The sequence below is a fragment of the Bacillus sp. sid0103 genome (genome assembly GCF_019219025.1).
In genome coordinates, this window is the sequence record NZ_JAHUWN010000007.1 from 226,091 (window position 1) to 244,020 (window position 17,930).

Annotated in this window: 16 protein-coding genes and 1 tRNA gene; 6 read left to right on the top strand and 11 right to left on the bottom strand. The window is 40.1% G+C overall.

Features of this window, described 5'->3' with window-relative positions:
- The first annotated feature begins 115 nt into the window (after nt 1-115).
- Nucleotides 116-406 carry a DUF4257 domain-containing protein gene (locus KW850_RS10400; RefSeq protein WP_218347486.1) on the top strand — a complete coding sequence of 97 codons (291 nt, stop codon included), beginning with the start codon at nt 116-118 and terminating at the stop codon, nt 404-406.
- 98 nt (nt 407-504) lie between these two features.
- On the opposite strand, the gene KW850_RS10405 is transcribed toward KW850_RS10400, so the two are convergent.
- The 5 genes from KW850_RS10405 to hflX all read right to left on the bottom strand — a co-directional run bounded on the left by KW850_RS10405 (nt 505) and on the right by hflX (nt 5,438).
- On the bottom strand, nt 505-765 hold the full coding sequence (locus KW850_RS10405; RefSeq protein ID WP_218347487.1) for a hypothetical protein: 261 nt from the start codon (nt 763-765) through the stop codon (nt 505-507).
- 213 nt (nt 766-978) lie between these two features.
- A complete protein-coding gene (gene glnA / locus KW850_RS10410; RefSeq protein WP_218347488.1) occupies nt 979-2,313 on the bottom strand; it encodes a type I glutamate--ammonia ligase in 1,335 nt (444 codons plus the stop codon).
- 39 nt (nt 2,314-2,352) lie between these two features.
- A complete protein-coding gene (locus KW850_RS10415; protein WP_308128779.1) occupies nt 2,353-2,757 on the bottom strand; it encodes a MerR family transcriptional regulator in 405 nt (134 codons plus the stop codon).
- 135 nt (nt 2,758-2,892) lie between these two features.
- Nucleotides 2,893-4,164 (bottom strand): methionine gamma-lyase family protein, encoded by a 1,272-nt coding sequence (locus KW850_RS10420; protein WP_218347489.1) that lies wholly within the window; start codon nt 4,162-4,164, stop codon nt 2,893-2,895.
- Nucleotides 4,165-4,178: 14 nt separating this feature from the next.
- On the bottom strand, nt 4,179-5,438 hold the full coding sequence (gene hflX, locus KW850_RS10425; RefSeq protein WP_256358185.1) for a GTPase HflX: 1,260 nt from the start codon (nt 5,436-5,438) through the stop codon (nt 4,179-4,181).
- Between the two features lie 197 nt (nt 5,439-5,635).
- On the opposite strand from hflX, the gene KW850_RS10430 reads away from it, so the two are divergent.
- Nucleotides 5,636-6,241 (top strand): trimeric intracellular cation channel family protein, encoded by a 606-nt coding sequence (locus KW850_RS10430; protein WP_218347491.1) that lies wholly within the window; start codon nt 5,636-5,638, stop codon nt 6,239-6,241.
- Between the two features lie 220 nt (nt 6,242-6,461).
- Here KW850_RS10430 and spoVK read toward each other — a convergent pair whose 3' ends face one another.
- The 3 genes from spoVK to miaA all read right to left on the bottom strand — a co-directional run bounded on the left by spoVK (nt 6,462) and on the right by miaA (nt 8,771).
- Nucleotides 6,462-7,412, bottom strand: a complete 951-nt coding sequence (gene spoVK / locus KW850_RS10435; protein ID WP_218347492.1) for a stage V sporulation protein K — start codon at nt 7,410-7,412, stop codon at nt 6,462-6,464.
- 202 nt (nt 7,413-7,614) lie between these two features.
- A complete protein-coding gene (gene hfq / locus KW850_RS10440; RefSeq protein ID WP_218347493.1) occupies nt 7,615-7,845 on the bottom strand; it encodes an RNA chaperone Hfq in 231 nt (76 codons plus the stop codon).
- A 26-nt stretch (nt 7,846-7,871) separates the two neighbouring features.
- Nucleotides 7,872-8,771 (bottom strand): tRNA (adenosine(37)-N6)-dimethylallyltransferase MiaA, encoded by a 900-nt coding sequence (miaA, locus tag KW850_RS10445; RefSeq protein WP_374226307.1) that lies wholly within the window; start codon nt 8,769-8,771, stop codon nt 7,872-7,874.
- Nucleotides 8,772-9,134: 363 nt separating this feature from the next.
- On the opposite strand from miaA, the gene mreBH reads away from it, so the two are divergent.
- Nucleotides 9,135-10,142 (top strand): rod-share determining protein MreBH, encoded by a 1,008-nt coding sequence (gene mreBH, locus KW850_RS10450; protein ID WP_218347494.1) that lies wholly within the window; start codon nt 9,135-9,137, stop codon nt 10,140-10,142.
- Nucleotides 10,143-11,098: 956 nt separating this feature from the next.
- Here the strand turns inward: mreBH and mutL are convergent.
- Both mutL and mutS read right to left on the bottom strand, forming a co-directional pair.
- A complete protein-coding gene (gene mutL / locus KW850_RS10455; RefSeq protein ID WP_218347495.1) occupies nt 11,099-13,015 on the bottom strand; it encodes a DNA mismatch repair endonuclease MutL in 1,917 nt (638 codons plus the stop codon).
- Nucleotides 13,016-13,027: 12 nt separating this feature from the next.
- Nucleotides 13,028-15,631, bottom strand: coding sequence for a DNA mismatch repair protein MutS (gene mutS, locus KW850_RS10460; RefSeq protein ID WP_218347496.1), 2,604 nt, complete (start codon nt 15,629-15,631; stop codon nt 13,028-13,030).
- A 215-nt stretch (nt 15,632-15,846) separates the two neighbouring features.
- Here mutS and KW850_RS10465 point away from each other — a divergent pair, with 215 nt between their 5' ends.
- From KW850_RS10465 to KW850_RS10475, 3 genes are all read left to right on the top strand, one after another.
- Nucleotides 15,847-16,590 carry a YwaF family protein gene (locus KW850_RS10465; RefSeq protein WP_218347497.1) on the top strand — a complete coding sequence of 248 codons (744 nt, stop codon included), beginning with the start codon at nt 15,847-15,849 and terminating at the stop codon, nt 16,588-16,590.
- A 202-nt stretch (nt 16,591-16,792) separates the two neighbouring features.
- Nucleotides 16,793-16,866 (top strand) — tRNA-Arg (locus tag KW850_RS10470).
- Between the two features lie 177 nt (nt 16,867-17,043).
- A complete protein-coding gene (locus KW850_RS10475) occupies nt 17,044-17,322 on the top strand; it encodes a hypothetical protein (protein WP_218347498.1) in 279 nt (92 codons plus the stop codon).
- Here KW850_RS10475 and KW850_RS10480 read toward each other — a convergent pair.
- The gene (locus KW850_RS10480; RefSeq protein WP_218347499.1) at nt 17,270-17,677 is read right to left on the bottom strand and encodes a hypothetical protein; all 408 of its coding nucleotides are present in this window, start codon (nt 17,675-17,677) and stop codon (nt 17,270-17,272) included. The genes KW850_RS10475 and KW850_RS10480 overlap by 53 nt on opposite strands.
- Nucleotides 17,678-17,930: the final 253 nt, after the last annotated feature.

Here is a 17,930-nt window from a genome sequence, read left to right on the forward strand (position 1 = left end):
TAGTGAAAATTCAGTATTTTTACTCATGCTTATGTTGTTAACCTTTGATATAATTGTACTACACCAAGATTTACCTTAGGTCCAAAAAATAAAGGCTTAAGGAGGTTGAGAAACAGTGTTAGTGGACATTATTTTCTCTATAGTAATTGGTGGAACGGTTGGAATTGTTGGACATGTTCGTAAGTACGGAAAAATTATCATGCCTCGGAAAACGAAAAAGTTCATTTATCTTGGCTTTTTAGAAGAATTGCTCCTTGGTGCTGTTGCTGCGCTTCTCCTGGTTTTATATACTGCTCCCAATTCATTGGTAGAAAATATCCTTTTTTCGGTTATTGCAGGAATTGGCGGTGATGCCGTTCTTTCTAAAATCAAACTAATAAATCAGACGGAAAAGAATAATGAATAATTAAGAAGTAAAGCCCTGACGCTTAAATCGTCAGGGCTTTTTCAATAATTAATACATAATCATATAAGATCGACAGGAGAACCCAGTGTCCCTCCTTTTCATGCCAATTTCGCGATCCTAGCCTGAATATCAGATAATCTTACCTTAAAAAACGCTTTATAAATTTGTGTGTCCGCTTCCATAAAGGTAGAATGGCTCACATAATCTCCTTTTAAAGTCCTGCGTTCCTCATCGAATAGAAAACATTCCTGACCATTCGCTCCTGATTCTAGTAAACTTAAAATAAGGTCTGGTTTCTTATACGTCTTTTCACGAAGTATTTCTTGGGTTAGAGCATTACAAATTTGCAGTTTATACAATTAGAGCACCTCCCAAATGTTTTCTAGTTAAGCATACACTATTTACCAATACTAGAACACGTAGAAATGTGAATTTTTCAAGAAAAAAAGAGTGGTCGAAATTACATCTAAAAATGTTGGACATAGAGACATTATATTTGACTAGGTCAATGAATAGACACGAAATAAAAAATAAAAAACCCTGCCGCATTAAGCGACAGGGCTTTGATCATTTTAATACATGCTCATATATTGATCGCGTTCCCATTGGTGAACGACTGTACGGAACATATCCCACTCAATTTCTTTTGCTTCAACAAAGTGTTCCATAATGTGCTCGCCTAGACCGGCAACAATCACTTCGTCAGCTTTTAATTGATCTAATGCCTGAGCTAATGTTGCAGGAAGATCGACGATGCCTTCTTCAATTCTCTCTTCTTTGCTCATTACATAGATGTTTCTGTCAACTGGTGCAGGAGGAGTTAATTTGTTTTTAATTCCGTCTAATCCAGCTTTTAGAAGGACAGCCATTGCAAGATATGGGTTTGCAGATGGGTCTACACTTCTTACTTCAACACGTGTACTTAGTCCACGAGAAGCAGGAATTCGAATTAATGGTGAACGGTTACGTGCTGACCAAGCCACATAACATGGTGCTTCATAGCCAGGAACAAGACGCTTGTAAGAGTTTACAGTTGGATTTGTTACTGCCGTAAACGCTGGAGCGTGCTTCAGAATACCTGCGATGAATTGACGAGCTGTGTCGCTCATATCTAAATCTCCACCTGGCTCATAGAATGCATTTTCTCCATTTTTAAACAATGAAAGGTTCATGTGCATTCCGGATCCGTTTACTCCGTATAATGGTTTTGGCATGAATGTTGCGTGCAAGCCATGTTTACGTGCAATTGTTTTAACAACTAATTTAAACGTTTGGATTTGGTCACAAGCTGTTAATGCATCTGCATATTTGAAATCAATTTCGTGCTGACCTGGAGCTACTTCATGGTGAGACGCTTCAATTTCAAAGCCCATTTCTTCAAGCTCAAGCACGATATCACGACGGCAGTTTTCACCTAAATCTGTAGGTGCTAAATCAAAATAACCACCTTGGTCATTCAATTCTAAGCTTGGTTCACCTTTTTCATCTAATTTAAATAAGAAGAATTCAGGCTCAGGTCCAAGGTTGAAGTTAGTGAAACCTAACTCTTCCATTTCTTTTAATACTCTTCTTAAGTTATTACGAGGATCCCCTTCGAATGGTTCTCCTTCTGGTGTATAAATATCACAAATTAAGCGGGCAACTTTCCCTTTTTCAGCTGTCCAAGGGAATACCACCCATGTGTTTAGGTCTGGATATAGTAACATATCAGACTCTTCAATTCGTACAAAACCTTCAATTGAAGAACCGTCAAACATCATTTTATTATCAAGTGCTTTTTCTAATTGAGAAATAGGAATCTCTACGTTTTTGATTGTTCCAAGGATATCTGTGAATTGTAAACGAATAAATTTTACGTTATCCTCAACAGCTAATCTTTTAATATCTTCTCTTGAATACTTTGCCATTTCCTTACCCCCTATTTTTTAGAAAAGAACCTTTCAAAATTAATGAAAGAATCTTGACATATCACCCTGACGTAATGAGGATCGATTGTTTCGACCTGAATGCATCATTTCGTTGCGTAGTAGTTTTCTAAGTTGTTCATCCGTTAATTCGCGCTTCGCTTTTTCTGTTTGTTGTTCCATTATGTTGGTTTGTTGCTGCTCCTTAACTAGGAACAATTGTTTAATGCCAGCCATGTTTACACCTTGATCAATTAAATCCTTAATTTCTAGAAGCCTATCAATATCATTCAAACAATATAGACGTCTATTCCCTTCGGTTCTAGCAGGAGAAATCAATTGGTGTTCTTCGTAGTATCGAATTTGCCTGGCTGTAAGTTCCGTTAGCTGCATGACTGTTCCAATCGGGAACAGGGGCATGGAACGGCGAATTTCCTTTCCACTCACCTAATTACTCCTCCCTTTGGGTTTATTTATATTGTTATTATATTTCGTGTCAGAAAAGTTGTCAATCGTATGTTAGGTTTTCTTACACGAATTTTTTTAAAAAAATGGGACAACTCAAAAAATGCTCTCCATTTCCTAGAATAAATCTAATAATCTTTTCTCAGCTATATGATCTATTGCCAGACAAACAGCCATTTTTACATGTGAATAGGTTAATCCACCTTGAACATAGGCCACATAAGGCGGTCTAATCGGCCCATCAGCAGTGAGTTCAATACTCGCCCCTTGAATAAAGGTGCCCGCTGCCATAATTACATCGTCCTCATACCCTGGCATATAACTTGCATGGGGAGTAACGTAAGAATTAATTGGCGAAGCAAATTGAATAGCCTGACAAAATCCAATCATTTTATCGCGGTCATCGAACTGTACGGATTGGATTAAGTCTGTCCTCTTAGCATTCCATTTCGGAGAGGAATTCATGCCTAATTTCTCCAACATCGCTGCGGTAAATACCGCACCTTTTAAGGCTTGGCCCACAACATGAGGTGCAAGGAAAAAGCCTTGATACATTTCCTGGAGACTATAGAGGGAAGCACCCGCTTCAGCCCCAATTCCTGGAGATGTCATACGATAGGAACAGGCTTCGACCCACTGTTTTTTCCCTACGATATAGCCGCCCGTTTTTACAATTCCGCCGCCAGGATTTTTAATTAGGGATCCAGCCATTAAGTCAGCACCGACATGGCAGGGCTCGATCTCTTCAACAAATTCCCCATAGCAGTTATCAACAAAGACGACAACATCCGGTTTAATCTCTTTTACAAACTTAACCATCTCGCCTATTTCAGCAACTGTAAATGAAGGTCTTGTGTCATAGCCTTTAGAACGCTGAATCCCAATCATTTTCGTATTGGGTTTTATTTTCTCTGACACCATGTCCCAGTTAATTTTCCCTTCATTCGTCAGCGCCACACTATCATAAGAAATGCCAAATTCCTTTAAGGAGCCGACCCCATTACCACGAAGACCAACAATTTCTTCCAAGGTATCATACGGTTTGCCTGTGATATAAAGGAGTTCATCTCCTGGGCGAAGCACGCCAAATAAAGCAATGGAAATGGCGTGGGTACCAGAAATGATTTGCGGGCGGACCAATCCTGCCTCGCCGCCAAAGACATCTGCATAGACCATTTCAAGCGTATCTCTGCCTATGTCATCGTAGCCGTACCCCGTTGACGGTATAAAATGAGAATCACTGACACGATGTTTTTGAAAACTCTGTAAAACCCTAAATTGATTGGTTTCGATTCTTTCGTCCATTTCCTTATGGATCTCAGCAATTTGTTGTTCTACTTTTTTAACGATTGGCTGAAGTTTTTCCCCATTTTTTAACTGTTGAAACATGTTGAATCTCCTATCTACTTTTTATAATTCTTTAAACGCCCTGTAATTTGATGGTCTTGTAACGTATATCCTTTACAGCGATATAACTGGCTATCCTCATCAAAGAAAAGTTCTCTTAATATCGTCTCATTTTTTAATTGAGATAGCAGTTTTCCCTCCGTTGACGGAACCTCTACTTCATAAGGAGTCATCAATTCCATCACAACTTTCTCTATTTGCCCTTTTAAAGCATGGCGATCATGTTCATCAAAAGCACTAATAAAGGCTGTAGGTGTATCAGCAGTTGGGACGAAATCTGAATGCTGAATATCTTTTTTATTATATACTGTTATTTGCGGGATATCTTTAACTTCTAAGTCATCCAGGAGTTTTTTTACGGTTTTTTCGTGATGAAAATAATCAGGGTTGGACATATCCACCACATGGAGGAGTAGATCCGCTTCCCTTACTTCTTCAAGTGTCGACCTGAAGGCTGCAATAAGCGTTGTCGGTAAATCTTGAATAAATCCAACTGTATCCGTAATCAAGGCTAAGAACCCACTTGGCAGGATCAGTTTCCGCGTCATTGGATCAAGTGTGGCAAACAATTGATTTTCCTCATAAGACTCAGCTTCCGACAATCGATTAAACAGGGTTGATTTACCGGCATTGGTATAACCGACAATTGCTACCTGAAAGGCTTTATTTTTCTTTCTTCTTTCTCTATATCGATCACGGTGCTGCACGATGACGGATAGTTGACTTTTGATATCATCGATTCTGCGGCGGATATGACGTCGGTCTGATTCTAATTTCGTTTCACCAGGTCCTCTTGTTCCAATTCCGGCACCAAGACGAGATAATGCGGTCCCCTGCCCCGCTAGGCGCGGCAATATGTATTGAAGTTGGGCAAGTTCCACTTGAAGTTTCCCCTCTTTAGACCTTGCTCTTTGTGCAAAGATATCTAAGATAAGCTGGGTGCGGTCAATAACCCGGGCATTTAGTTCTGATGCAAGATTTCTTTTTTGGCTGGGTGAAAGTTCGTCATTAAAAATGACGACATCTGGCTCGAGTTCCTCTACCAGCGCATTTAGCTCTTCCACTTTTCCTTTACCTATGTAAGTAGCCGGATGACGGCGTTCTCTTTTTTGTACGACCGATACCAACACTTCACCCTGAGCTGTTTCTGTCAGTGCCGCTAACTCGTCCATTGAATAGTGGAAACGTAAGTCATCGTACCCACTGGTTTGACATCCAACAAGGATTACTCTCTCTTTTGTTTCTTTTTGTTCCAAAAGGCATCCTTCCTTTCTAAACATCTAACTCTCATCATAGCAAAAAAAGTGTATAATCTCTATTTTCTCCAAAAGCCGAAAAAAACTTGTTGTATTTTTCCCACAACATGATAAAATTTTACTGTTTGTAATCGATTGCTTTTTTACTATTTTAATAGTGTTTTACAAAAATAGACTTCAAGGGGATATCAGATAAAATGACATGGGATGTATTAAGTATGATCGGAACCATTGCCTTCGCTGTCAGTGGAGCGATTGTGGCAATGGAAGAAGAGTATGATATATTTGGGGTTTACATTTTAGGCATTGTCACTGCTTTTGGCGGTGGAGCGATTCGCAACCTGTTAATCGGTGTTCCGGTATCTGCACTATGGGATCAAGGATTATTTTTTCAAATTGCCTTGTTATCGATTACAGCTGTATTTTTATTTCCATCCAATCTGCTTAAACACTGGCAAAAATGGGGTAACTTATTTGATGCGATCGGCCTCTCGGCTTTTGCCATCCAAGGTGCCATATACGCCGTAAACATGGACCGCCCACTAAGTGCCGTGATCGTCGCTGCGGTCTTAACCGGAATTGGCGGTGGAATCATTCGTGATTTATTAGCAGGAAGAAAACCAATTGTACTTAGAGCGGAAATTTACGCGCTTTGGGCAATTATAACAGCTCTATTTATTGGACTGGGGATTGCTACCCATCCATGGGAGTTATATACTTTATTTGTGATTGTGACTGTTTTACGGGTTTTTTCCTATACATTTGATTGGAAATTGCCCATTCGTAAGTTCGAAGCAAATTAATCATTTCCTTCATATAAAAACGACAGATTACAAAGAATCTGCCGTTTTTTTGTTTTAGCTATGTTATATTTGGATGTTGATTTGCGCTCCAGGCGCTTCGCTTTCCGCGGGCGGTCGGGGAGCCTCCTCGGCGCTTAAGCGTCTGCGGGGTCTCCCGCAGGAGTCTTCGCGTCTTCCGCTCCAATCAACATGGCTAAAATAACCTTTAACACAGCCTTTGTTATGAATCTTCCTCAAACACAAGATCATTGCTTCTAAGTGTCATAAGTTCATGCTTGTCATAACTATTTAACATGAGCAGCCTCATTGCCTGGGCGCGGATTGATTTTTCAATAATATTTCGCACATACCTTCCGTTTGAAAAACTATTTGGACTTAGGACTGCTTTTACCCATATTAAATGTTCTTTTAACTTTTTTTCAGCTTCATGGCTAAATGTGTATTCTCTTTCATGTAGCATCCGCGCTGAAATTTCCATTAATTGATCGATATTGTAATCAGGGAAATCAATCACTAATGGAAAGCGTGAGTGAAGTCCAGGATTAAGAGTTAAGAAATAATCCATTTCCCGAGAATATCCCGCAAGGATCAGAATAAACTCATGCTGTTTATCCTCCATATGCTTAACAAGAGTATCGATGGCTTCCTTGCCAAAATCCTTTTCTCCACCGCGGCCCAGTGAATACGCCTCATCGATAAACAAGATTCCCCCTTGGGCCTTCTTGATTAAATCTCTTGTCTTTTGTGCGGTATGACCAATATACTCTCCCACAAGGTCAGCACGCTCAGCCTCAATTAAGTGACCTTTTGTTAATACACTCATTTTTTGAAACAACTTACCTATTAGTCTTGCTACCGTTGTTTTTCCCGTACCTGGATTTCCTTTAAACATCATATGAAGGGCTTGTTTTCTAGCTTTCAAACCCATTTCCTCACGTTTTTTATTCACATAAATCCAAGCATAAATTTCCTTAATCATTTTTTTCATTTCTTCCATCCCAACCAAAGCCCCAAGGTCTTCTTCTATTTCCTTTAGAGCCGAGTGCTCCGGAGGAATGTCCTTTGGAACAACTTGAAAGTCAGATAATTCTTTTGAAATGATTTTCGCTTTTTGTGAATTGAGGACAACACTTATTTGGCCATTGCTTTTCATTCGAATCGGTTGGTCCAAAGCTTTCACCTCTCATTTTCGCCAACAGTTTACAGTAGGAAGGTATTTTATGGCCACTCAGAATTTATCCAGTAAATTCCGAACTCTATTTGCGCAAAAGGAATGCATAATCCTTCAACTAATATGTATTCATACAAGATGACTTTCATTAAAAAAGTTTTTTCAAAAATAAAAAAAGCCCGTGAAATGGGCTCTTAAAAAATTATTGGTTATCCAAATCAAGCTGAACGTTTCTTTGCGGTGCAAAGGTTGAGATCGCATGCTTATATACTAATTGCTGCTTTCCTTCCGACTCGAACAGTACTGTAAAATTATCAAAGCCCTTTATTTGGCCTCGTAATTGAAATCCGTTTAATAAAAAGACCGTCACATGCATGTTATCTTTGCGGCACTGGTTTAAATATTGGTCCTGGATATTGATTGTTGTTTTCATTTATATTTCCTCCTCTTTTATCTCTACTAATATGTATTCGATTTTACTTTAAGCTTTCCTTCAATACAATGTGAAATTTCCTTTATTTTTTTTGAGATATTCGTCACATCGGTCATATCAAACCAAGCAACCTCCATCTTGTTCCGAAACCAAGTCAATTGTCTTTTCGCGTATCTTCTAGAATTTTGTTTTAGATTGACTATCGCCTCATCTAACGTCACTTTACCATCAAAATATGCGAAGATTTCCTTGTAGCCAATGGCTTGGATCGATTGACAATCCCTCAACCCTTGTTGATATAATCCATTTACTTCCTCTATAAGCCCTTCTTTCATCATAACATCCACTCGATCATTAATGCGCTCATAAAGTTTCTCACGTTCCATCGTTAGTCCAACAATGGCTGTATTGTACAGTAGGTCTGGTTTTTGTGTAGTTTGAAACTCTTGCATCGTCTTCCCGGTAAGGTGGAAAATTTCTAGGGCGCGAATAACCCTTCTTACATTATTGGGGTGGATTTGCGATGCACTCTCAGGGTCTACCTCCAATAATTCTTTATACAGTGCTTCATTTCCGATTTTCTTTACTCTTTCCTCGAGCATGTGACGGTAAGACTCATCGCCTGGTACATCAGAAAATTGATAATCATAAATGACAGACTGGATATATAACCCTGTTCCACCGACAATAATCGGCAGCTTCCCTTTTTGGGCAATTTCATCTATCTTTGCCCGCACAAGGTGTTGAAATTCTGCAACAGAAAAATTCTCGTAAGGCTCTTTAATATCAATCAGATGATGGGGAATCTCTTCCATTTCATCTTTTTTGACTTTTGCCGTACCAATATCCATTCCACGGTAGATTTGCATAGAGTCGCCGCTGATAATTTCACCATTATAGCGTTTAGCCATTTCGATACTTAGCATTGTTTTTCCCACTGCAGTTGGTCCGATGATTACTAATAACTTTTGTTTTGAATCCAATATTTTCACACTGCCTTATCCCATTTTCAGTGAAAGCAGGCTTACGATTCCACTTTCACCCCTTCATCGTAACATAATTTTAAAAAGCAGTTGAACATCAAACTAGTATATACATAAAAGTTCTTTTCTATGCTCCAATTCACATGAAATTATTTCACCCATTTCCCTTCCCAATTAGGAATAATTTTCATGTAAATTTACAAAAGGATAACGGTTCATTTACAAAGCGCTTTCCACCCCCATATTTATGGTAGACTAACGCGTAGCATATCAAGTAAGAAAAAAAACGAAATTAGGTGAAATAAAATGTTATCAACTTTTGATATTGGAATTGATTTAGGAACAGCAAATATATTAGTTTATAGTAAAAATAAAGGTATTGCGATAAATGAACCATCGGTTGTGGCTATCGATACGGTCACCAAAAATGTTGTAGCAGTGGGGCAAGAAGCTAAGGAAATGATTGGAAAGACGCCTGAAAAAATCATTGCGATTCGTCCCTTAAAAGACGGAGTCATTGCAGATTATGATGTAACCACTGAATTGCTTAAGCACATAATGCGTAAAGCTTCCAAAAAGATTGGATTTGCCGTTCGCAAACCAAATGTAGTCGTTAGTATCCCATCTGGGTCAACAAGTGTTGAGAGAAGAGCGATCAATGATGCGGTAAAGCAAGCAGGTGCAAAGAAGATCAGTTTAATTGAGGAACCGGTCGCAGCTGCAATTGGGGCAGGATTACCAATCGATGAGCCAGTTGCCAATGTAGTGGTCGATATTGGCGGCGGTAATACGGAAGTTGCGATTATCTCGTTTGGTGGTGTCGTTGCCTGCCATTCTATTAAAATTGGCGGAGACCGTCTTGACGATGATATTATTCAATATATTCGAAAAGAATATAATATCCTGATTGGGGAAAGAACCGCGGAAAATATCAAAATGGAAATTGGTTATGCTCTTATTGACCATGAAGAACGTTTCATGGATATCCGCGGCCGCGACCTTGTTACAGGACTGCCAAAAACAATTAAACTATCATCCTATGAAATCCGTGCAGCTATAAAGGAAGCACTGTTGCATATTTTAGAAGCCATCCGAGCAACCCTAGAAGATTGTCCAGCAGAGCTCAGTGGTGACATTGTTGACAGAGGCGTTATTCTGTGCGGTGGAGGCGCTTTGTTAAACGGGATGGAGGCATGGTTAAGTCAAGAGATTGTCGTTCCAGTCCAACTTGCCCCAAACCCGCTAGAAGCGGTAGCAGTCGGTACTGGAAGAGCCCTAATGTACATGAACAAACTCCCAGTTGCCGTAAAATAAGTTGCTTTTGGTGCAAAAATCATGACGGGGATTGCACACAAAAGAATAGAAATTGAAGAAAAGCTGCAGATTCATTTTCTGCAGCTTTTTCTTATGAGGTGTCACTTAAGATCGTCTCTATGTGACCAGGTTCAGTGGTTACCCCTCGAGTTCGGGCACATAGAACCTCTCTTCGTGACCCGGGGCAGTGTTTACCCTCGAGTTCGGGCACGTAGAACCTCTCTTCGTGACCGAGTTCAATGGTTACCCTCGAGTTCGGGCACATAGAACCTCTCTACCGTGACCCGGGGCAGTGGTTACCCTCGAGTTCAGGCACATAGAACCTCTCTTCGTGACCGGGTTCAATGGTTACCCTCGAGTTCGAGCACATAGAACCTCTCTACGTGACCAAGTTCAATGGTTACCCTCGAGTTCGGGCACATAGAACCTCTCTACGTGACCAAGTTCAATGGTTACCCTCGAGTTCGGGCACATAGAACCTCTCTACGTGACCGAGTTCAATGGTTACCCTCGAGTTCGGGCACATAGAACCTCTCTACGTGACCGAGTTCAATGGTTACCCTCGAGTTCGGGCACATAGAACCTCTCTACGTGAACGGGTTCAGTGGTTACCCTCGAGTTCGGACACATAGAACCTCTCTACGTGACCGAGTTCAATGGTTACCCTCGAGTTCGGGCACATAGAACCTCTCTACGTGAACGGGTTCAGTGGTTACCCTCGAGTTCGGGCCCATAGAACCTCTCTACGTGACCCAGTTCAATGGTTACCCTCGAGTTCAGGCACATAGAACCTCTCTACCGTGACCCGGGGCAGTGGTTACCCTCGAGTTCGGGCACATAGAACCTCTCTACGTGACCAGGTTCAGTGGTTACCCACGGGTTCGGGCACGTAGAACCATCCATATTATTACTTTTAAAAAAAGAACGTCCCCTATTAAAAGGAACATTCTTCTCTATTACATAACTCGCTTAAACATTTTCTCCATCTCATAGATCGAATAATGAACTATTATCGGTCTGCCATGTGGACAGGTAAAAGGATCAGAAGCTTTTCTTAGGTCATCCAAGAGCGCTTGGATTTCGTCATTTCGTAAATGCCGATTGGCTTTAATCGATGCCTTACAGCTCATCATAATCGCTGCTTCCTCACGAAGTTTCTTAATATCTACCTTTTTCATTAATAGTAGTTGTTCGATCATCTCTTCAATAATCTGTTTTTCTTCCCCTTTTGGGAACCATTGCGGATGTGATCGGACAATAAAACTATTTAACCCAAATTCCTCAAGAAAAACCCCGACCTTTTCGAGCTCATTCTGATATTCGTTGATTTTCACGAATTCATCCGTCGAATATTCAAAGGTTAAGGGCACCAGCATTTCTTGTAACTCGGATTGAACCTGACCTACTTTTTCCCGAAAATATTCATACTTTAACCGCTCCTGGGCAGCATGCTGATCAATAATATACAGCCCATTTTCATTCTGAGCAAAAATGTAGGTTCCATGCATTTGCCCGATCGGATATAAGCGTGGAACTCTACTCTCCGTTCCACTAGGATTATCTTCGATAGGATCTTCATGGTGTTCAATGATAAGGTCCTCTTTAGCAGGTTCTTCCTGGGTATCACTAAAAGGGTTAATGGAATGCCAGTTATCTTTTTCCTTTACTTCGTCTTTTTCCGGTTGTGGAGGTACTTTTGTAAAAGGTGTTTTCACCGGCACCTCTAGCCATGGCCGTTTCTCTTGAACGATTGCTGTTGATTCTGGACGGAACCACTCCAATTCTTTTTGTTCAGTTGGAGGTAGTGTTCCTTCATCTAGGGCTAACGATGTCTGTTCTTCCTTCGGAGCAACCTTTTTCACCGCCGTATAGGCTGTCGGGATCAGGATTTTCGATTTAAACTCTTCTTTTATCAGTGTTGTGACTAATTCATTCAATTCCGCTTCTTTACTAATGCGAACCTCCATTTTCGAAGGGTGAACATTGACATCAACAAGTAAAGGGTCCATTTCAATATTAAGGAGGACAATAGGGAACCTCCCGATCGGAAGCAACGTATGGTAGCCTTCTTGGATCGCCTTGGCTAATGGATAGTTTTTTATAAAACGACCATTAATCATCGTTGAAATATAGTTTCTTGACGCTCTGGTTACCTCTGGCATCGAAGCAAATCCAGTAATTTTGTAATCGAGCGATTGGCCGGAAATTGGCACAAGCTGTTTGGCGATCGCCATTCCGTAAATGGATGCCAGCACCTGACGAACATCACCGTTTCCATTTGTTTGCAGCAGTTTCCTGTCATTATGAATGAGGCGAAAGGCAATCTCTGGATGGGAAAGCGCGAGACGATTGACGACGTCGGTGATATTTCCAAGTTCGGTATGAATCGTCTTCATATACTTCAAACGAGCCGGTGTGTTGAAAAATAAATCAGTAATCGTGATATCAGTGCCACGTCTGCTCGAAGCCTTCTCAAATATTTCAACTTTGCCACCTTCAATGACCAAGCGGTTTCCGGCTCCTTCACCCGTAGAAGTTTTCATCTCGAGTCTAGAAACAGAGGCGACACTTGGCAGGGCTTCCCCTCGGAAACCCAGTGTCCTGATTCGGAACAAATCATTTTCATTCTTTATTTTGGAGGTGGCATGGCGTTGAAAGGCGAGTAAAACATCCTCTTCCTCGATCCCATATCCATTATCGGTAATGCGGATTTTTGCAAGTCCTGCTTCTTCTACCTCAATTTCAATTACTGTGCTGCCAGCATCAATTGAATTTTCAACCAGCTCTTTTACAACAGAAGCAGGGCGTTCAACTACTTCACCCGCTGCGATTTTATTCGATAAGGCATCATCTAATTGAATAATTTTACCCATGCGATTCACCCCTTACTTTAACTTTTTCTGGAACTCATACAACATGTTGATCGCTTGAAGTGGAGTTAAATCCAATATATCTAATTCCTTCATCTTTTCTATTACACGTTTCTCCTTCGAAGAGAGTTCAGTCTTTTTCACTTCTTTTGGTTCATCAAAGAAAGACAGTTGAGCCGGCTGTTCTTCCACTTGGACTACTTTTACTGCTTCCGTTTTTGGCTTGCTTTCCGGAGGGGTATCAGACTGCTCGAGTGCTGTTAATATTTCATTAGCACGGCTGATTAAGTCTGAAGGCAGCCCCGCTAACTGGGCAACATGAATACCGTAACTCTTGTCAGCTGGTCCTTCTTTTATTTTATGAAGAAAAACGACTTTTCCATTATGCTCGATGGCACTGACATGGATGTTTTTTAACTTGGTCAATTCTTCCTCTAAAACCGTTAATTCATGATAATGGGTGGAAAAAAGAGTCTTCGCTCCAATATTGGTGTGAATATATTCAATGATCGCTTGTGCAAGGGCCATTCCATCATAAGTCGAAGTTCCACGGCCGATCTCGTCAAATAAAATGAGGCTATTTTGAGTTGCATTTGAGATCGCATTCTTAGCTTCAAGCATTTCTACCATAAAGGTACTTTGTCCTGAAATTAAATCATCAGCCGCCCCAATACGGGTAAATACCTGGTCAAAAATAGGCAGAACCGCTTCAGAGGCCGGAACGTAACAGCCGATTTGGGCTAATATCGCAATCAAAGCGATTTGGCGCATGTAGGTACTTTTCCCTGACATATTCGGACCCGTGATCAATAAGACTTCACGGTCGCTGTCCATAAAGCAATCATTAGGAACGTATTCCTGTGCGTTCAGTACCTTTTCAACCACTGGATGACGGCCTTCCTTAACAACCACACGGCCTTCCATTGAAAACTGTGGTTTTACATAGTGGCGGTCTTCACTTACTTGAGCGAAGCACTGCAGAACATCTAGTTCACTAACCGTTTTTGCCAAGGCTTGTAAACGCGGAATCTGTTCCTTTACAATTTCGCGAATTTCCGTGAACAATTCATATTCCAATTCACTACTTTTTTCTTCTGCTTGTAAAATTAATGCTTCTTTCTCTTTTAAATCAGGAGTAATAAACCGTTCAGCATTTGATAAAGTCTGTTTCCGCTCATACTGCCCTTCTGCTAAAAGATGCAGGTTGGCACGTGTAATTTCAATATAGTAACCAAATACGCGGTTATAGCCAACCTTTAGTGACTTGATACCGGTTTTCTCCCGTTCTTCTCGTTCCAACTGGGCAATCCATGATTTCCCATTCCGACTGGCATCACGGTATTGATCGAGCTGGGCATTGTACCCGTCGCGAATCATATTTCCTTCTTTTAAGGAAAGCGGTGGATTTTCAACAATCGCCTGCTCCAATAGATCTGTAATTTCTTCACAAGGATCCAGAAGTTCAGCAATTTGGTCCACCTTTTCATTTTTCATTCCTTGAAGGATTTGTTTTAAGTACGGCACCTGCATTAACGAACGCTTTAATTGGACCAAATCACGTGCATTGATATTGCCAAAGGCTACTCTTCCTGCTAATCGTTCTAAATCGTAAACTTCTTTAAGCTTTTCACGAAGTTCTTGACGCTCAAAATAATAGGACAGCAGAACTTCTACAATCGATTGACGAGATTCAATTTCACTTTGACTGATTAACGGACGGTCGATCCAGTGCTTTAACATCCTGCCGCCCATCGCGGTCATCGTCTCATCAAGCAGCCATAATAATGACCCTTTTTTCCCTTTGGAACGAATCGTTTCCGTTAATTCAAGATTACGCTTTGAATAATAATCTAATTTCATAAATTGATGGATTTGATAAGTGGTGACTGGCTGAAGATGGTCAAGACTTCTTTTTTGCGACTGGTATAAATAATTAAAAAGCCGTGCGATTGTTACTTTTAATTTTTCTTGATTCAAATCTTTAAGCAGATGAGAAAAATTCATATCTATCGAACTATTATCTTCAAATGAAATCGCTAGAACGTCGCGTTCACGAAGTTTCTTTTGAAATTCACCGTCAAAGTTACTGGCCACAACTACTTCCTTTGCACTTAAGACAGCTAATTCATTTAAAACTTCATCAAAATTATTGGATAGAAGTGTTACTCGGCTTTCACCGGTTGAGATATCATTGTAGGCAAACCCATAGGTTTCATCATCAAAACTAGTAATCGAGGCAATATAGTTATTCTCTTTATCAGTTAAACCCTTACCTTCCATCACCGTTCCAGGTGTGATCAATTGGACAACTTCCCTTTTCACCATACCTTTGGTCAGCTTCGGGTCTTCAACTTGCTCACAAATGGCTACTTTATAGCCTTTTGAAATGAGCTGTTCAATATAGTTTGGTGCAGAATGATATGGAACGCCGCACATCGGAATCCTGTCATCTGAACCACCTTGTCTGCTTGTTAGAGTTATTTCTAATTCTTGTGATGCATTAATGGCATCATCAAAAAACATTTCATAAAAATCGCCTAAGCGAAAAAATAAAAAGGCATCTTGGTAATCTGCCTTAATTGTTAAGTATTGTTGTATCATCGGCGTATATGCAGCCATAATGACCTCCACTATATAAAGACTTTCGATTTTCTTCGACAAATTATTATAACACATTTCTAGAGGACATTATTAGGAAGAAAAATCCTAATTATATTCATGCGTAAACAGGATATAATTTATATTTTGTAAGAGGTGTAAAAGCAAATCCATCGAATATAATTACATATAAGTAGAATTCTAAAATTGGGAATCTTTTGAACAGGGGTGGTTAAATGGATGGAGAGTTTGGACGCAGTTTCAAAAACTATGATTTTGAAATGTTTTCAATCAGTCATTTTGTAATCATTGCAATTCTACTCCTCATTTCTGTCTGCCTTTTCCTTTTTAGAGATAAAATGAAAACAACTGAATGGAGACGAACAGAAATCGGGGTTGCTGTATCCCTAATCATAATAGAAGTTTCCTATCATTTATGGATGGTCATGACGGGAAGTTGGCATGTCAGTCACGCCATCCCATTAGAATTATGCAGTATCAGTCTGATTTTAACAGTTATTTTATTGTTAACGAAGAAAAAAATAATCTATGAAATTTTATTATTCACGGCATTATTAGGCGCATCACAGGCATTACTTACACCATCATTAAATTATGACTTCCCGCATTTTCGGTTTTTCCATTTCTTTTATACCCATTTGATGGAAATCTGGGTGCCGCTTTATTTTACATGGGTTAAAGGATACCGACCAACAATCTGGTCTGTATTAAAATTATGTATCTTTTTGAATGTACTCATGCCGATTATTATGCTGATCAACAAACTGGTGGACGGAAATTATATGTTCTTAAGTCATAAACCTGACAGTGCTAGTTTATTAGATGTTTTAGGCCCCTACCCTTGGTACATTTTATCGCTGGAAGGTTTATTAATAGGGCTAAGTTTAATCGTCTGGTTGTTATTTCGTGAAAAAACTGCGAAAAGAATCGAAGTGGCCAGAAACCTTCCGTTCCAATAACACCAACTTTTTTATTGACCTTTTGCCATTAACAAATTATAATAAATAACGTTCCTAATAGATTTTGTCTCAGTAGCTCAGCACGTTTGAATATGCATCAATGGTTATGCTTCAGCGAACTGATCGAACTGCTTCTTGAATGATCTTTCTGAGATCAGGACGGGATTTTCTAATATTTGGAACGAGCTATTATTTGTAATTTGTCTCAGTAGCTCAGCAGGATAGAGCAACAGTTTCCTAAACTGTAGGTCGGAGGTTCGAATCCTCTCTGGGACGTTAACGTTAGAAATGCGCTATGCATCGCGGTTTGTCATCCGTCAATCAATACGGTGACAATGCGGTGACATAGCGTTTTTTTGTGTAGTTTGTAGGACGTGGTTTTTGATGCTGGAAGTCGTAGACAAGTTATTGTAGGACACTTGCGGCTTCAATTAAAGATGGAGCTAAAACCCTATGAAACGTAAGTTTTTTAGCGAAAGAGGAGCGGGTAAATCGCCTCAAGTTCGAAAGCCTCGGGAAGTCCTATATGCCATCAAGGAAGCCATCGAGGAAGCCATCGAAATCTTTATTCGCGCTAAAACAGCGGAAGGAGTTCGGCCGGGAACTCTGATAGGATACCACGATAATTTCCGTTATTTTCGGCAATGGTTAGAGGAGGGCATCACGGATATTAATGAAATTAAATTTTCGCCTGTTCGCAATATAATGAAGCGTAATGGCATTCGAATGTAAAAAAAGCCGTCCTAATTGGGCGGCCATACTGCTCGAGCATTTCTTCATCGACTATTTTATCGCCTTTCTTTATCGCAATTACTCCGCCGATAATTAATAAAACGTCCGCGATAAAGTAAGCCCACTCGGTAAAATACGTTCCCACAACAGCGGAAAGTATCATCAGAGCACCGCCTATATGGGCATTCTTTTTACACATCACTGCGCCAACTATTCCGACAGCCCCGCACAAAATGCCTATTAACCCTTTCCAAGCAACCGATGGATCAACAAAACCGATGAATACAAAAACTAGCATTCCGCCTAGTAATCCGAATATACCGCCAATAAGTCCAAGAATACCATCTGTTTTCATTCATATTGCCCCCTAACGCTGTTCTACTGCATTTTAAAGCGGCTTAGTTCGAATTTAGGAAAATATTCTAACGTGTGTATTGCGTCAGTTTGCGTCAATAATCGAAAAAAAGACCTGGCCCACGAAGAGGGCACTGAAAAACATTCCTTTTTTTATGATTTATGTGTTATCTAAAAAAAATAGGCAACTTCTTGTATGATTTTTGCAAGAAGTTGCCTATTTCTATTTTCCCTAACTATTTTTTTCTTTTAAA

Excerpts from the sequence above, each read along its gene's own strand:
- glnA (WP_218347488.1), bottom strand. The coding sequence starts at position 2,313 with ATGGCAAAGTATTCAAGAGAAGATATTAAAAGATTAGCTGTTGAGGAT.
- KW850_RS10420 (WP_218347489.1), bottom strand. The coding sequence starts at position 4,164 with ATGTTTCAACAGTTAAAAAATGGGGAAAAACTTCAGCCAATCGTTAAA.
- KW850_RS10430 (WP_218347491.1), top strand. The coding sequence starts at position 5,636 with ATGACATGGGATGTATTAAGTATGATCGGAACCATTGCCTTCGCTGTC.
- hfq (WP_218347493.1), bottom strand. The coding sequence starts at position 7,845 with ATGAAAACAACAATCAATATCCAGGACCAATATTTAAACCAGTGCCGC.
- miaA (WP_374226307.1), bottom strand. The coding sequence starts at position 8,771 with ATGCTAAGTATCGAAATGGCTAAACGCTATAATGGTGAAATTATCAGC.
- mreBH (WP_218347494.1), top strand. The coding sequence starts at position 9,135 with ATGTTATCAACTTTTGATATTGGAATTGATTTAGGAACAGCAAATATA.
- mutL (WP_218347495.1), bottom strand. The coding sequence starts at position 13,015 with ATGGGTAAAATTATTCAATTAGATGATGCCTTATCGAATAAAATCGCA.
- mutS (WP_218347496.1), bottom strand. The coding sequence starts at position 15,631 with ATGGCTGCATATACGCCGATGATACAACAATACTTAACAATTAAGGCA.
- KW850_RS10465 (WP_218347497.1), top strand. The coding sequence starts at position 15,847 with ATGGATGGAGAGTTTGGACGCAGTTTCAAAAACTATGATTTTGAAATG.
- KW850_RS10475 (WP_218347498.1), top strand. The coding sequence starts at position 17,044 with ATGAAACGTAAGTTTTTTAGCGAAAGAGGAGCGGGTAAATCGCCTCAA.
- KW850_RS10480 (WP_218347499.1), bottom strand. The coding sequence starts at position 17,677 with ATGAAAACAGATGGTATTCTTGGACTTATTGGCGGTATATTCGGATTA.